A 15,072-nucleotide genomic window follows, 5' to 3' on the forward strand; every position below is an offset into this window, starting at 1 on the left:
TCCGGCACGTGGAAACGGCGCCCCGCAGGACGCCGTCGCCGGTTTTTTCAGGCCGAAGCGGGATCAGGCCGGATCGAGGTGATCGCCGCCGCCGGGGATCTGGACCCAGTCATGGTCGTCCGGCGTGCCGATGTCCACGAAGACGCCGGCATTCAGGCAGACCGGCCCGGCGCCCGAGCTGTAGGCCGAGTCCTGCATCAGGATGCCGTTGCCGTCGCCGCCGACGTTGGGGCCCATCACGAAGACATCGAAGATCAGGTCGTCGAAGGCCGGATCGTAGAATTCCGGATCCTCGCCAATCCCGATATCGGCGGCGAAGCCGAGCATCCGGACCTGGTTGTCGTTGATCTCGATGACGGACATGTGGGTCAGGGCTTCGACGCACTTGAAGTCGATCGTGTCGACGCCGTTGAAGAAGTCCTGGGTGAAGTCGGCCACCAGGTTCCGACCCAGGGTGACGGTGCCGTACTCGTCGTCGAAGGCGAAGGTGTCGTCGCCGTTACCGCCCTCACCGAAGTCCATGCCCGGGCCGTACCAGAGCAGGTCGTTGCCGTCGTTGCCGAACAGGCGGTCGTCGCCGTCATTGCCGGCGATCGTGTCGTTGCCGCCATTGCCTTCGATCTGGTCGTTGCCGTCGCCGCCGAGGATCACGTCGTTGCCGCCCTCGCCGCGGGCCTGGTCGTCGCCTGCGCCGAGATCGACAAGGTCGTCGCCGGCACCGGCGAGCACGCTGTCATTGCCGCCTTCCGCACAGACCTCGTCGTTGCCGGCACCGGCATTGATCATGTCGTTGCCGCTGCCGCCCTTGATCTTGTCATGGCCGGACCCGGTGGTGATGTGGTCGTTGCCGGAGCCACCATCGACCTGATTGTTGCCGTTGCCGGCGTCGATCGTGTCGTTGCCGTCCTGGCCGAAGATGACGTCGTTGCCGTCGCCGGTGGTGATCTTGTCGTGGTCGGTGCTGATATGGGTGTCGGTGTTGCCGATATTGTTGCCATAGATCAGGTTGTCGCCGGACAGGTCGGTGATGGTGTCGTTGCCACGGCCACCCTCGATGCAGTCATCGCCGAGACCGCCATCGATGCTGTCGCCGCCGCGGCCACCGTCGATGCCGTCATTGCCGGACCCGCCATCGATGCTGTCCATGCCGAAGCCGCCGCGGATCAGGTCATCGCCGGAGCCGCCGAGCAGCGTGTCGTTGCCGGCGCCGCCGTCGAGAAGGTCGCTGGCTTCGCGGCCGTCGAGGTAGTCGTCACCGGCATTGCCGAACAGCTCGTCCTCGTAGGTGCCGCCATAGGCTGTGTCGTTCCCGCGGCCGCCATAGAAGTTGAGATGCGCGGGATAGCCGTCGATGACCGTCGGGTCACCGTTGTCGCTCCAGTCGTCGTAGAGGTCGACGGCGGCCTTGAAGTCGAAGAAGACCGGAAGCGCGGAATTGGTCGCACGGATGATCCAGTCATTGCGCTCGTCCGAGGAATTCCCGTCCTTGCCGAGACGAATGCCGGTGACGTGAATGTTCTCCGCAATACCGGCGATGTTGAAATTGCCTTTCAGGTAGGGCGGGATGACCTGGGTGTAGTGGCTCAGGATCTCTGTCTTGAGCGTTGGTGCCGTCCACCTCGGGACCTCGAAATGACAGATGTCCAGTACAGGAGTGCAATAAAAATTGTCGACGGACATATCGGTATACTCCTAATAAAAGAATATCGCCGGCCCGGAGAAATATTCTCGGGCCGCAATCTTGAGTTGCGTGAATCGCTCCCCCATAGCCGTAAAGCTGTGACAGGCCACCCAACCACGTGGAACGCTACTGAAGACCTGGTTCGACCGCTATCCCAATTTGGGGATGGAACGGGAATTTATCTCCTGTACCTTATGGGGCAGAATCCCGTGGTTTATGGGTTAAAGCAAGGATAAGACACCGTTTGGGCCGACCCGCTCCGGGATCGGCTCAGAGAAAGTTATTTTGCGCATCCTGGAATGCGCACCGTGCGCGTGGCAGCGCGATATTAAGCCTCGGGCCAAGCAAAAAGAAAAAGCGGCATCAGGTGTCGCCGGAATGCTTCCGGCGATCCGGTGTGCATACGGATTTATTGATCTGCACATTTTGCATTTTATACGTGGGGCATTTCATGAGAACGCATTCAAGACCTCGGATCGGCTTTCGGCCGCGCAATCCAAGACTGTACCGAGCACTCAATTTTTCAATCGGAGCATTTCTGATCTTCACCTCCTTCCCGGCCCTCGTCGCAATCACCCTGCTGCTGCTGGCGACGCAGGGCCGGGAAGTTTTCTATCTCGGCGAGCGACTCGGGAAGGACCAGCGGACGTTCCGGATCATCAAGTTCCGGACGCTCTGCTCCAAGGGCGCGCGGGAACTGACCCGCGATCGCACGCTGCCGCACGACGCCGATATCGCGACTCCGCTGGGCCGGTTCCTGCGCGACACCCGCCTCGACGAATTGCCGCAATTGTTCAATATCGTCCTGGGCGACATGAACATCTGCGGACCGCGCCCGGTGCGGCCCGAGATCGCCGCGATCGAACGCGCCCGAATCCGCAACTACGACCTGCGCTTCACGGTGAAGCCGGGCCTGATCGGTCCGGCCCAGGCCTGCTTCGGTCACGGCACCAGCAAGCGCGTCCGGGCCCGCATGAACAACATGCTGGTATCCCGCCCGGTCTCCATCCCGGCGGAGCTCGCGCTGCTCGGGCGGGTCGGCCAATCCGTGCTGGCGAAGACCGCGGGCAACGTGCTGCGCGCGCTCGCCGGGGCGCGGCTGGCCCCGGCCCCGGCCCTCAGCCGCGCCATGTGGGTGGCGACGCCGGGGGATGACCGGCTCTGGGCGGTGCAGGCGATCGGCATGCGCCGCATCGAGGTGCCGGGCCTGGCCTTCGGCGCCGGGGTCGAGCCGGCCATCCTCTACATCCGGCTGCGCTCCAACGCGCTGCGCAAGGCCCGGATCGCCCTGTCGCAGTCGCACACCTTCGGGGTCCTGAACTACTCAGCGGAAACCGAGTTCGGCGAATCCGTCATCGAACGCTATGCTCTGGGCTCGGTGGTCGTCGCACCGGCCGTCGAGGCCACGCCCGTCGCGGGCACCGAGCTGCGCGGCTTCAAGGAGGCTTGGGCATGAGCAAACCGTGACCGCGGCCCATGGGCGGGCCGCGCCAGCCGAGGCGCCTCCGGGCCGGGGGCGGGCGCGGGCCCGCCCCGTTTCCGTGCTGGCCGCGGGCGGGGCGCAGTTCGCCGCCCAGGCCCTGGGCATCCTGCTCGCCGTCGTGGTGTCGCACCTGATCGCGCGCCGTCTCGGCGCCGGTCCGGAGGCCGACGCCTTCCTGCTCGGCCGGCGCCTCGTCACCAGCGTCGGCGAGGCGCTGAACCAGATCATGATCGTGGTCTTCATCCCGCTGCTCGCCGCGCGCGCCGCGGCCGGGGAGACCCGGGTCCGGATGATCGGCACGGCCGGGGCCGCGGCGCTGGGCCTGGGCGCGGTGCTGGCCGCCGCGCTGATCGTCGCCGCCCCGGCCATCGTGGGCCTGATCGCGCCCCGGTTCGACCCGGCCACCGCGGCGCTGGCGGCGCAGGTGGTGACGCTGCTGGCGCTGGCGCTGCCGGCCACCGTCGCGACCATCGCCTTCTCCGCCTATTGCAACGTGGCGGGCCATTTCTGCCTGCCGGCGATGATTCGGCAGATGCCGCGGGCCGCGATGGCGCTGGCGTTGCTGCTGGGCGCGGGGGCGCTGGCCGTGACCGCCGCCTGGGCCTACACGATCGCCTTTCTCGCCGTGGCGCTGCTGACCCTGGCGCTGGCCCTGCGGCTGGAGGGCGACGGCCCCGCCGCGGCGACCGGCCGGACCGGGCCCGCGGCCATCGGACGCCGCGGCAGCGCCGCGCTCCTGCTGACCCTGGGGGCGCTCGCGGCCATATGGCTCGAGACCCTGTTCGCCGCGCGGCAGGGCGTGGGCGCGGTGGCGCTGCTGGATTTCAGCCAGCGCCTGGGGGCGCTTTGCGGCAACACCCTGGCGGCGGCGCTGGCGCTGGTCGTCTTCGCCGATCTCAGCCGCCGGTCCGCAGCAGGGACAAGCGCCGAGATCGGCCCGCGCTTCGGGTCCGCGCTGATCGCCGGGCTGGCGCTGATGGTGCCGCTGCAGCTGGCCTTCCTGGTCAACGCGGCCGCCATCGTCGACGTGGTCATCGCCCATGGCGAATTCTCCGAGGCGGGCGCCCGGCAGGTGACGCGGCTGCTGCGCTGGATGGCCTGCGCCCCGCTCGGCGCGCTGGTGACGCGGATGCTGCTGGTGCGCATCCTCGCCGACCGCGGCCTGCCCATCGTGCGCCTCGTCGGCGGCGCGGTGGCGCTCGACCTGCTGGCCCGCCTGGGACTCTTCGCGCTGCTGACGCCCACCATCGGACTTCTGGCCATTCCCGTGGCCCTGACCGTCGCGCCGGTCGTCCCCGTCATCTTCCTGGCCTCGGCGCTGCGCCGCCGGGGACCGCTCGGCCTAGGCGCGGCGCTGCGGTCCGCCCGTCCCGTCCTGGCGGCCTCGGCGCTCGGATCCGGGGCGATCGTCCTCGGGGCGATGCTCGGGCCCGGGCTCGCCGGCGCTCTGGGACCGGTCGCCGGCGCGCTGCCGAAGCTCGACAGCCTGGCCCAGCTGGCGGGCTCCGGCCTGCTCGGCGGGCTGGCGCTGGTCGCGGGATTTGCCCTGACGAAGGCGGGCGCGCCGCGCGGCTGATGCGGTCAGGCGGGACGGAAGCCGCTCTTGGTCCAGACCCAGTCCGGCCAGTCGATGCCGCGGGCCCGGCGCCGGCGCCGTTCGATCGCGGCCAGGAACCGGAGCGGCAGCAGCCGGCCGATCCCGTCGCCGAGCGCGATCAGGCCACGATCCGCCGGCGACAGGCGGCGGCTGCGCCGGCCGCGATGGCTGGAATTCGGCGCGAAGGCGCTCTGCATCGTCTCGGCGGCGATGCCGGGCCCGAGGAAATCCGACAGCATGCGCCGCCCCGCGGCGTCATCCGCCAGAAAGGTCTCGTAGCGCAGCAGCAGCGCCCGGTCGCAGCCGGCGGCGAAGCGGCGCAACCTGCGCACGTAGAGCGCGTTCACCAGCGCCCCGCGCAGGATGTCCGCCACGCGCCGCAGGCCCCGCGGCGGGGTGCGCCCGAAGGCGCTGAGCCGCGAGGCGATCAGTCCCGGGCTGGCCCTGGTGACGCAGACGAAACGGGCCTCCGGGAAGCGCCGGGCGAGACGTTCGGCCAGCAGCGTGTGATGCGGCGACTTCTCGAGCCAGAAGGCGCAGCCGTGGCGCTCGGCCAACGCGTCCATGACCGCGGCGAAGACGCCGGCGTAATCGCGCGCCCGCGCCAAAGCGCGGTCCAGCACCGCCTCGGGCAGCCCGGTCTGCAGGAAATAATCCGATCCGGCGAAGGCGGCACGGAACCGCGCCCGCGCCGCGGCATCGTCGAAGGGCCCGAAGGCGGTGGCGAAATGCGAGAAGAAGATGCTTTCGTGCACCCCGCGATGTTCCTCCGCCGTCACCGCGGCCACCGCTTCCGAGCCGGCGATGAGGTTGGCGATCCAGGTCGTGCCCGAGCGTTGCAGGCCGAGGACGAAGACCGGCACGGCCATCTCACGCCCCCTCCCGGGCGGGCGTCCAGACCACGCTCTTGCGCCCCGCCGCGTAGCGCAGGAAGCCCAGCGCCATCGCCGCGTGCGACAGCACGAAGAACGAGGCAATCGAGACCGGCCGGAAGCGCCTGAGCCCGGGCCGGACCAGGCCGGCGACCGCCACCGCGTAGAAGGCAAGCTGGCCGAGCCCGCTCACCAAGTAGACCCCGCCCGCGTCGAGGAGGGCCATGTTCGAGCCCAGCAGCAGCCCGAGGAACAGCGGGTTGAGCCGCCGGACGAGCTTGTGCGAGATCAGCTGCCAGGCATACCAGCCATTGGTGAGCGGGTTCATCAGGTGGGCGGAATGGATCAGGCTGCGCCAGCTCAGTTCGGCCGAGCGGACGCGCCGTCGCATCTCGTTCCCGGCGCTCTCGGTCACCACTTCGGTGGAGCGCGCGCGGGGTTCGAAGACCAGCCGGCGTCCGGCCGCCACCGCCGCCACCGAGATCATGAAATCGTCGGCGTAGCCGGGCTCTGGAATGGCCACCAATTCGCGCCGCAGGGCGTAGACCGAGCCCTGCGCAGACACGGTTCCGCCAAGCCGGGATTCGGCGCGCTTCAGCGCCTGGTCGTAGCGCCAGAACAGCCCTTCGGAGAAGCCCAGTCCGCCGGTCCGGCGCCCTGGCCCCGCGCCGTCCCCCGTGTCGGCCCCTGTATCGGCCCCCGCGCCGTCCCCCGTATCGGCCACCGTGATCTGGCCGCAGACGCCGCCCACCGCGGGGTCCGCGAAATGCCGCAGGAGCGCCGTGAGCGAGCCCTCGGCCAGAAGCGCGTTGGCATCGGAGAACACCACCACGGCGCCGCTGCACCGCTCCAGCCCGCGCGCCAGCGCCGCGGTCTTGCCGACGCGGCCGAGCTCCAGCACCGTGATCCGCGGATCCGCGACCGACCGGGCGGCTCCGGCGGTCCCGTCGGTCGACCCGTCCGAGACGACGACGATCTCGACCGCGGCGCCGCCCGGGTCGAGGGCCAACGTGTTGCGCAGCTTTTCGGCGATCACCGCGGCCTCGTTATAGGCCGCGATCAGGAAGCTGACCTTCGGGGGTGCCCAGGGCCGCGGCTCCGGGCGCGCCGGCCGGAGCCGCGCCACCGCCACCAGCAGCGCGCCGTAGACGACCAGGCTGTAGGCCAGAAGCGCCGCCGAGAGCCAGAAGACCGCCGCCATCATGCCGCCGCCTCCATCAGGCGGGCGAGGTCGCGGGCATTGTCCTCGACCACGTATTCGACCGCGACCCGCGCCCGGCCGCGCGCCCCCATGGCCGCGGCCGCCGGCCAGTCCGCATCGATGTCCTGCAGCGCCCGGGCGATGGCCCCGGCATCGCCGGGCGGGACCAGCCGGCCGGTCACCCCGTCCTCCACCAGTTCGGGGATGCCCGAGAGGGCGCTGGCGATGACCGGCACGGCGTGCGCCATCGCCTCCATCACCACGACCGGAATGCCCTCCATGCGCCCCTCCGCGCCGACGATCGAGGGCACGACGACCACATGCGCGTCGCGGAAGGCTTGCGCGGTGGCCTCGGCGGGCTGCGGGCCGTCGAAGCGGAGACGGTCGCCGAGGCCGAGCGCGCGCGCCCGCGCCGCGAGATCGCGGCCGAGCGCGCCGCCGCCGACGATCCGGGCCCGCCAGTCCAGCCCGGGCGGCAGCGCCGCCAGCGCGTCGATGAGGTGGCGCACGCCCTTCCGTTCGAGCAGCGCGCCGACATAGAGGATGCGCAGCGGCCCCGGCCCGCGCGGCGGTGGCGGACCCTCCGTCACCGCCGCGCGCTGCACGCCGCAGCGCACCAGCCGCAGCTTGCCGGCCGGGAAATCCGGCAGCTCGGCGAGAAACGCCATGTTGAACCGGCTGATCGCCCGCACGAAGGCGGCGTCGCGGGCCTTCTCGGCCAGCAGCGCCTGGGAGATGAAGATGTCGTGGGCATGGGCGGAAAAGCTGAAGGGCGTGCCGGCCACCCGGGCCGCGATCATCGCGGCGGTGGCGGGATGGCCGGCGAATTCGGCATGGATATGCTCGATCCCCGCGCGCCGGCAGAACCGCCCCAGGGCCAGCGCCTTGGGCAGGTAGGACAAGACCGCCAGGCCGCGCTTCGGCTCGTGCCGGTAGGCCCGGAGGATGTGGCGCAGGGTGCGGGCCAGCGGCCGCGGCGCGGTGACGGCCTCGGCCGCCAGAGCCGCCAGCGCCGCCCGCGAGAGATAGCCGTAGGTGAAGGCGCGGTCGATCAGCGGGCGCATGAAGTCGTGCACGATCTCGGCCCGCCGGAACCGCTTGATGTGGAAGATCCGGACGTCGTGGCCGAGGCGCCGGAATTCCAGCGCGTTGCGGTAGGCGAAGGTCTCCGTCAGTTTCGGAAACTCGCTGACGACGATCAGGATCCGCATGGCCGCGAACGCTCCCTCTCGTTGACGGCGTTGAGCGCGATCGCGAGGGCCGGCAGGAGCCAGGTGTATTTCGTGCCCTCGTTCGGCAGGAAGAAGCTGACCAGCAGGTAGGCGGCGAAGGCGTAGCCCAGCGCCAGGGCGTGCACGCGCATCGCCGGATGCGCCGGATCGGCGCGCACCGCGCGCAGCTGGCGGAAGGACAGCGCCAGGATGGCGAAGAAGGGAAAGGCGCCGACCAGGCCGTATTGCACCAGCACCGACAGATACATGTTGTGCAATTCGCGCCCCACCAGGGTGCGGCCGGGCATGTAGCGGTAGGCGGCGTCGGTAAAGTGGTGGACAAAGTTCCCCGGCCCGACGCCGAACAACGGGTTCTGCACGAAGAGGTCGATGCCGATCAGGTTGTAGCTCAGGCGCCGCCCGAGGGTCGGGTCCGAGGCCAGCCCGAAGATCGACGACAGCCGCTGCCAGTATTCCGCGGGCACCAGCGGCAGCACCGCGAGACCGGCCAGCCCGGCCGCGGCGACGAGCAGCGGCATGTGGCGCCAGCGGCGGTAGCGCCACACCAGCGCCAGCGCGATCACGCCGAAGACGAGCACCGCGGACCGCGCGAAGGACAGCACCACGGCCACCGTGCCGATCGCCACCATGACGAGCAGGCGGCGGCGCCAGACCGGGCTCTCGATGGCGTGGACCAGCGCGAAGACGGTCCCCACCAGGAGCAGCGCGGCGGCGGTGGTCGGGTTGGAATCCGAGCCCCCGGCGGAGCGCGCCACCCCCTCGAAGGTGCGGGCCGTGGTGGCGGCGTCGGACTGCGCCACGAGCTGCAGGCCGGTGGCGAAGTCGACGATCATGATGAGCGCCGAGACCAGCGAGGTCGCCACCAGGATCCACAGCAGGAGCGCGACCTTGCGGTAGCTGTCCGCCAGCACCACGACGAGCATGAAGAGCAGCCCGAGGCTGAGCGTCCGCCGCACCGCCGACATGGCCAGCCGGGTGTCGTCGGCCCAGATCGTGGAGATTGCCGCGAGGATCAGGAAGGCCATGACCATGACCGCGACCGGGTCGCGGAGCATCGCGCGGACCTGGGCGCGGAACCGGCGCGCGGTCAGCAGCAGCGCGGCGAAGGTGGCGGCGGCGATCAGCTTGAAGGCCGAGACGGGCAGAAAGCCGAAGAGCAGCTTCTCGACGGCGTCGAGATGCGAGAAGGTCACCAGCGCCACGACGCCGAGGAAGGGCTGGGCGATCAGCGCCAGGGCGCCGAAGGCGGCCGCCGCCGCCCCGGCCGCCAGGGCCGGCGCGGCAAGGCTGCCCGCGACGGTGATCGCCAGCACGGCCAGGACGGCAATCGCCAGCAGCGCGGCGGAGGACATCACGACGGTCATGACAGCGCCCCGTAGCCCGGGCGGCCGAAGCGCCGGCGGCGCAGGCGCGCGGCCAGCGCGGTGACGAGGTGCCAGGCGAGCCGGCCCGAGGCCGCGTTGACGCGCGCCCGGAGCGCCAGCGCCTCGAGCCAGAGCGGCCCGCCGCCGAAGGCGCGGTCCTGGACATGGACCCGGCTGAGGATCGCCGGGTCCTCGCCGGGGCGGTTCTCGCCCAGCCCGCCGGTCACGGCGCGAAAGCCCGCCGACCGCGCGGCGGCGATGCTGGCGGGACAGGACCGGTCGAAGGGAAAGGCCATAATCTCGGGCGCCCGGCCCAGAATGCCGGCGAGGTCGTGACGGGCCCGGGTCAGGGCGTCCCGCACGCGCCGGGCAAAGGCCGCCTCGCACTCGATCCGCCCGTCGCACCACCGGCGCCCGGTCAGGGCGGAATCGTTCTCCCGGACCGGCGCGCCGGGCCGCAGCGGCGCCGGCGGCCGCTCGGCCTCGAACCACCGCGCCTTGTTGCCCGCATCCTGCGCCCAGGCCAGCGGCAGATGGCGGCGCCAGTTCGCCTCGGTCAGCCGGTCGACGACCGCGGCGGAGACCGGCACGCGGGCATGGTCGGTGCCGTGCGCCTCGACCTCGAAGAGCGGATCGGCCTCGAGGGCGCGCAGCTCGACCGCGTTCATGTAGCCCCTTGCATCGGCCGCGCCGGCCCCCGCGCGGCCGCGCGGCGCGGCGCTCGGATCGATGAAGTCGGTCGAGACGAAGAAGGTCGCCGGCATGCCGTATTCGCGCAGGATCGGCACCGCGAAGAGCAGGTTGTCCAGGTAGCCGTCGTCGAAATGCAGGAGCGCGGTGCGGTCGCGCAGGGCGGCGCCGCGGGCCCGGGCGGTGACGAAGGCGCGGGTCGGCAGCACCGTCCAGCCGCCGCGCCTGAGCGCCTCGAGATGGTGACGGAAAACCTCGGGCCGCACGCTGGTATTGGCGGCCCAGGGCAGCCAGCCGGCATCCGGCGAGACGCTGTGATAGACGAGGATCGGCACCGCGCCGGGGCGGTGCAGGATCGCCGCCGCGGCGACCGGTCCGGCGGCGAGCGCCAGCGCCGCAAGCCAGGCCGGCCCCAGGGCCAGGAGCAGGCCGCCGGCCAGGCCGGACGCGCCGAGCGCGAGGCCCGCCGCCGCGAACAGGCGCCTGCGCGCCCGCCGGCGATCGGGCCCGGAGGTCACGTCAGCACCGTCAGGAAGTATGGCGCCTCCGCATCCTCGTTCGCGCGGCGCATGCTCTCGACCTCGGCGCGGTTGGCCTGCCCGGCCGCGACGCCGATCACCACGGTCCCGTCGCGATAGGCCGAAAGGTCGGTCAGCCGCGACATCTCGGGCAGCGCGACGATCTCCGGCGCGGCGGCCGTCGCGCCGCCGCGCGGGACCACGGCCTGCACCGCCGCCTCGATCACCGCGTGCAGGCGGCCGACATCGCCCGACGTGCCGAAGGCCGTGACGTAGACCGGCCTTTCGGTCCATCGCGACCGCCCCTCGGTCAGGAAGCGCCGCGCCATCGCGGCCGCGAATCTCTCGAGCCGGCGGGCCGGGCCGCGGCCGCTGCGCCGGAAGCGCGCCGCCTGCGCCGCCAGGCGCCGCGACACGCTGGGCAAAGCTCGCGCGCCGGCGGCGTCGCGCAGATCCTCGCCGGTGCGCACCCTGTCGCCCAGGACGTCGAGCATCGCGATCGGCACCATCGCCAGCAGCGCCCCCAAGAGCGTGCCGATCACGGTGTTCACGAAGACCTTGGGAAAGGCGGGATAGACCGGCGCCTCGGCGGCGTCGATGACGCGGACCTGGTTGAGGCGGGCCTCCCGGGCCAGCTCGATGGCGATCCGCCGCGATTGCAGCTCGGCCAGATCGCTCTCGATCTCGGCGACGTTCTGGTCCAGCTCGGCCAGCTGGATCTCGGCGCGATCCAGCGACAGCAGGCCGTCCTCGGCCTCCGCCAGGGCCGTCCGGTGCCGGTCGATCAGCGCCTCGGCCTCGCTCAGCGTCGCGCCGCCGCCCGCAGAGGCGGCGATGCCATTGCCGCCGGCCGGGTCGCGCAGCGCCGCGGCCTGGCGTTCGCCGGCGGCCAGCGCCTGGCGCGCCTCGGTGCGCGCCGCCAGGAGGATGGCGCGGCCATCCTCGACGGTTTCGAAGCCCAGCGCGCGGTCCAGCTCCCGGCGCCGCTCCTTGATGCTGGCCAGCTCGGCCTCCTTCTCCGCCTGCAATTCGGCGAAGGCCACGTTCACCGCGTCGGCCTCGTCGGCGAATTCCTCCTTCGCGACGTCGAGATAGGCCCGGGACAGGGCGTTGGCGGCGCGCGCCGCCAGCACCGGATCGTCGTAGCTGACCTCGACCTTCAGGATGTAGGAATCCGCCACCACGTCGAGCGCGGTCGCGTCCATCAGGTCGTCGATCATCCGGTCGCGCTCCGCGACCGGCTCGTGATAGCCGTAATTCAGCAGCGTCCAGCCCTGCCAGAGCGCGGCCTGCAGGCGCTCGACCAGGTTCGGCGCCTCCAGGGCGTCGTCGAGGACGCCGTCCTCGGTCAGGATATCGACCGCGCGCGCCGCCACCGGGCGGCTCAGCAGCCGCTCGATATGGGCCTGGGTGATGATCGTGGCGGGGTTGAACTGGCTCACGCCGAGGAAGGCCCGGTTGAACCACAGCGCCTCCTCCGAAGGCTGCATGTTGAGCGTCACGCTGCTGCGGTAGAGCGGCTTGGCCTGCAGCAGGACGAGACTGACCACGCAGGCCAACACACCGGTTCCCAGAGCCGCGGCGGCGATCAGCTTCCAAAACTGCCGGACGAGGTCGGAATAATGCGTAAGCATGGCGACGGCCTTTGTTGGGAACTGGGAAAAACGGTGATCAGGGCGAGAGAAGCGTCCTTATGTTGCGACCGGCCAAGACCAGGCCGCCGGCATGGCACCGGGCCGGCGCGGCGCTGAGCCGGCCGGTGCGCGCGTCTTCGAGGCAAAAGGCTTCGCCGCCGCTCGCGCGGGCGAACTCGCGGGCCTGCGCAGCGCCGTCGTCCCAGCCGATCCAGACCCGGTCGCCGGCGCCGCGGCGCAGTTCGAAGAGATCGGGGCCGGTCCGGGCGACCTCGGTGCGGGGGTCGAGCAGCCGCGCCAGCATGCGGTAGGCGAAGACGCCGGGCTTGGCCCGGGGTTCGGCGGTGTAGAGCGCGGTCCTGGTATTGCCGTAGGTGGCGCCGGGCCCCTCGCCCAGGCGGAACCAGAGGCAAAACCGCGCCCCGGCGGCGAGAACGCCGAGATTGCGTTCGACCACCGCCCGGAAATGCCCCTCGGGCGTATAGCGCCCGCCGTAATCCAGCGACGGGCCGCCGCATTCCGAGGACAGCACCGGGCGCCCGGTGAGCGCGCCGGCCAGGCGGATGCGGGCGGCGTCGCGCGTCTCCGGGCCGTAGAGATGGACGTCGACGACGTCGTAGGGGCTCTGCCGGAGCACCGGCAGCACCCGCCCGTCGATGATGCGCGCGATCTCCGGGCCGCGCATCTCCGCGACCGAGAGCACGGTCTCCGACCGCGGCGACCATTTCTGCCGCACGCTCATCTCGTAGCCTCCCCGCGCCACCAGCAGGACGTCGATGTTGAACGAGGCCAGCCCGCCCAGCACGAAGACCGCCCCCGGATCCTCCGCCTTGACGGCGTGGTGGGTGCTCCGGAGGAAGGCGATCAGGTCGCCGGCGCTGCCGACCCAGCCGCCGGACTTGTTGCTGTCGCTGATCCACTCGTTCGCGGTCTGCCAGTAGCGGATGCCGCGGCGCAGACCGGGCATGTCGTTCCGCCCGTCGGCGTCGTAGCGGTCGACCACCGCCCGGACGAAGCGCTGCCAGTCCGCGGGGTTCGTCGGCCGGGCGTTCTTGACCCGCCGGGTCTCCGCCACGGTGGCCCAGTCGGCATCCGACTCGAAGGTCAAGAACGGCTCGATCCCGTAGGCCTGCAGCGCGGCGATGCGCGCATCGAGCCCGGCCCAGTCGAGCCGGCCGCGGCGCGGCTCGACCCGGCTCCAGGCCACCGAGACCCGCACGATGCCGATCCCGGCCTGCGCGATCAGGGGGTAATATTCCGTCCGGCCGCCGGGAAAGGCGAGACCGAGGCGCGGATTGGGGGCGGCCGCGATCTGCGACAGGGTGATCGCCTGGGCCTGGGCCCCCGTCCAGGACAGCTGAGCGCAGAGCAGCGTCGCCATCCACCGGATCGAGAGACCCCAGGACCTCATTGCATCTCGCGCTCCCCGGATGCGGCGGGGTCGGCCGGATCGCCATGCGCCACCTCGACCATGTCGCCGGGACGCAGCGGCATGTCCGGCGCCGCCGCGACGGTCTCCGTCCCCGCGGCGCCGCGGCGATGGATCGTGTAGACAAGGTCGCCGCCGATCGCCGCGTCGGTCAGGGAGGTGCCGGCGAAGACCCGCACGAAGCGCAGCGCGTGGTCCATGGCGACGCGCATCTCCAGGATCTCGGCATCGAGCGCGGCGAGCGCCTCGGACACGTCGCGCGCCCGGGCGATCGCGATCTCCTCGATCCCCGCCTCCGCCTCCCGGGCGCGTTGGCGGGCCTCCGCCTCGAGCGCCACGGTCTGCAATTCGTCGGCCCGGTAATCGTCGGCGCTCAGCCGCAGGTCGAGCAGGCGCTGGGTCAGGGCGAGCCCGCGCGTCGACAGCTCCCGCTGCGCCTCGAGCTCCTCGAGCGTGGCGTCGAGCTGGCGGCGGATGAAGCCCTGCCGCTCGGCATAGGCGGCGGCCTCCGCCTCGGCCAGTTCCAGCGCCGCGGCGCCGCTCTCGGCCCGCAGGCTGGCCTGGTCGTCGCGGCTCTGGCGCAGCGCGGCCTGGGCGCTGGCGAGGTCGCGGATCGAGTCCCTGAGGATCGCCCGCGCCTCGTCGGGCACCGAGATCTCGGCGCGCCCGTCGCGTTCCGCCAGAAGCCGCGCGCGCTCCACCAGCGCGCCGGCCAGCCGCGCCCGCATCAGGGCGTGGCGGGCGACCTCGGACTCGACCCGCATCTGGGCGTTCACGTCGGCGTCGCCGCCGAGACGGTAGAGCCCGCCCGCCAGGGCCACCGCGCCGGTGACGGTCAGGCCCGCCTGGAACGGGTAGGCACCCGGATCCGCAACCTGGCCGGTGACGATGACCGGTCGGTATTCCGCCACTTCGATGGTCGTCGAGGTGGTGCCGTCATAGACCTCCCGCAGCCGGGCCTCGAGAAAGCTCTCGAGCTCCGCGGGCGTCCGGCCCGCCGCCTCGATGCTTCCGACGATGTGCATGGAGATCGAACCGTCCAACCGGACCTGGTAGATCCGGGAGAGTTCCGGCCGGGACAGCACGGAGATCTCGATCCGGTCCCCTGCCCCGATCGCGTAGTCACTTGCCTGAACCGGAGCCACCGCGAGAACGGTGGCCGCGAGAAAGGCGGCACTGTGTACAAACCGAAAACCGAACATGGAAATCTCTGTCAAAATAGATTGCGAAATTTGTTCCACAGCAAGTCTATCTTGTCAATCGACGGGGTCGGGCTAGGGCGCATCTGAGGCCGTCTTCCGCGCCCCGGCAGGCCCCGCCGCGGCGCGCGCCGTGCGCCGGCCGGAAGCCGGCATTGTCCTGATTTGCATC

At 71.3% G+C, this 15,072-nt stretch carries 11 protein-coding genes; 2 read left to right on the top strand and 9 right to left on the bottom strand.

Annotated features, from left to right (window positions below):
• Positions 1 to 63: 63 nt before the first annotated feature.
• Complete coding sequence (locus tag ACXYMW_RS14000; RefSeq protein WP_459035945.1) at positions 64 to 1,680, bottom strand: calcium-binding protein; 1,617 nt, start codon at positions 1,678 to 1,680, stop codon at positions 64 to 66.
• A gap of 368 nt (positions 1,681 to 2,048) precedes the next feature.
• On the opposite strand from ACXYMW_RS14000, the gene ACXYMW_RS14005 reads away from it, so the two are divergent.
• Positions 2,049 to 3,137: a sugar transferase gene (locus ACXYMW_RS14005; protein WP_459035946.1), complete on the top strand. Its 1,089-nt coding sequence runs from the start codon at positions 2,049 to 2,051 to the stop codon at positions 3,135 to 3,137.
• An 85-nt stretch (positions 3,138 to 3,222) separates the two neighbouring features.
• Positions 3,223 to 4,740, top strand: a complete 1,518-nt coding sequence (locus ACXYMW_RS14010) for a lipid II flippase MurJ (protein ID WP_459035947.1) — start codon at positions 3,223 to 3,225, stop codon at positions 4,738 to 4,740.
• Positions 4,741 to 4,745: 5 nt separating this feature from the next.
• On the opposite strand, the gene ACXYMW_RS14015 is transcribed toward ACXYMW_RS14010, so the two are convergent.
• Genes ACXYMW_RS14015 through ACXYMW_RS14050 form a run of 8 tightly spaced genes read right to left on the bottom strand, consistent with a single transcriptional unit; the run spans position 4,746 to position 14,846 of the window.
• Positions 4,746 to 5,630: a sulfotransferase family protein gene (locus ACXYMW_RS14015; protein WP_459035948.1), complete on the bottom strand. Its 885-nt coding sequence runs from the start codon at positions 5,628 to 5,630 to the stop codon at positions 4,746 to 4,748.
• Between the two features lies 1 nt (position 5,631).
• Positions 5,632 to 6,837, bottom strand: a complete 1,206-nt coding sequence (locus tag ACXYMW_RS14020) for a glycosyltransferase family 2 protein (RefSeq protein ID WP_459035949.1) — start codon at positions 6,835 to 6,837, stop codon at positions 5,632 to 5,634.
• A complete protein-coding gene (locus tag ACXYMW_RS14025; RefSeq protein WP_459035950.1) occupies positions 6,834 to 8,045 on the bottom strand; it encodes a glycosyltransferase family 4 protein in 1,212 nt (403 codons plus the stop codon). Before ACXYMW_RS14025 ends, ACXYMW_RS14020 begins: the two co-directional genes overlap by 4 nt.
• A complete protein-coding gene (locus ACXYMW_RS14030) occupies positions 8,033 to 9,430 on the bottom strand; it encodes an O-antigen ligase family protein (RefSeq protein WP_459035951.1) in 1,398 nt (465 codons plus the stop codon). The genes ACXYMW_RS14025 and ACXYMW_RS14030 overlap by 13 nt, the downstream gene beginning before the upstream one ends.
• Positions 9,427 to 10,638, bottom strand: coding sequence for a polysaccharide deacetylase family protein (locus tag ACXYMW_RS14035; protein ID WP_459035952.1), 1,212 nt, complete (start codon positions 10,636 to 10,638; stop codon positions 9,427 to 9,429). The genes ACXYMW_RS14030 and ACXYMW_RS14035 overlap by 4 nt, the downstream gene beginning before the upstream one ends.
• Entirely contained in the window at positions 10,635 to 12,272 is a 1,638-nt protein-coding gene (locus tag ACXYMW_RS14040) for a GumC domain-containing protein (RefSeq protein WP_459035953.1), read from the bottom strand. Before ACXYMW_RS14040 ends, ACXYMW_RS14035 begins: the two co-directional genes overlap by 4 nt.
• Positions 12,273 to 12,309: 37 nt before the next feature.
• The gene (locus ACXYMW_RS14045) at positions 12,310 to 13,683 is read right to left on the bottom strand and encodes a beta-galactosidase (protein ID WP_459035954.1); all 1,374 of its coding nucleotides are present in this window, start codon (positions 13,681 to 13,683) and stop codon (positions 12,310 to 12,312) included.
• Positions 13,680 to 14,846 (bottom strand): polysaccharide biosynthesis/export family protein, encoded by a 1,167-nt coding sequence (locus ACXYMW_RS14050; RefSeq protein ID WP_459035955.1) that lies wholly within the window; start codon positions 14,844 to 14,846, stop codon positions 13,680 to 13,682. The genes ACXYMW_RS14045 and ACXYMW_RS14050 overlap by 4 nt, the downstream gene beginning before the upstream one ends.
• Positions 14,847 to 15,072 lie beyond the last annotated feature (226 nt).

The organism is Roseivivax sp. CAU 1761 (assembly GCF_054482755.1).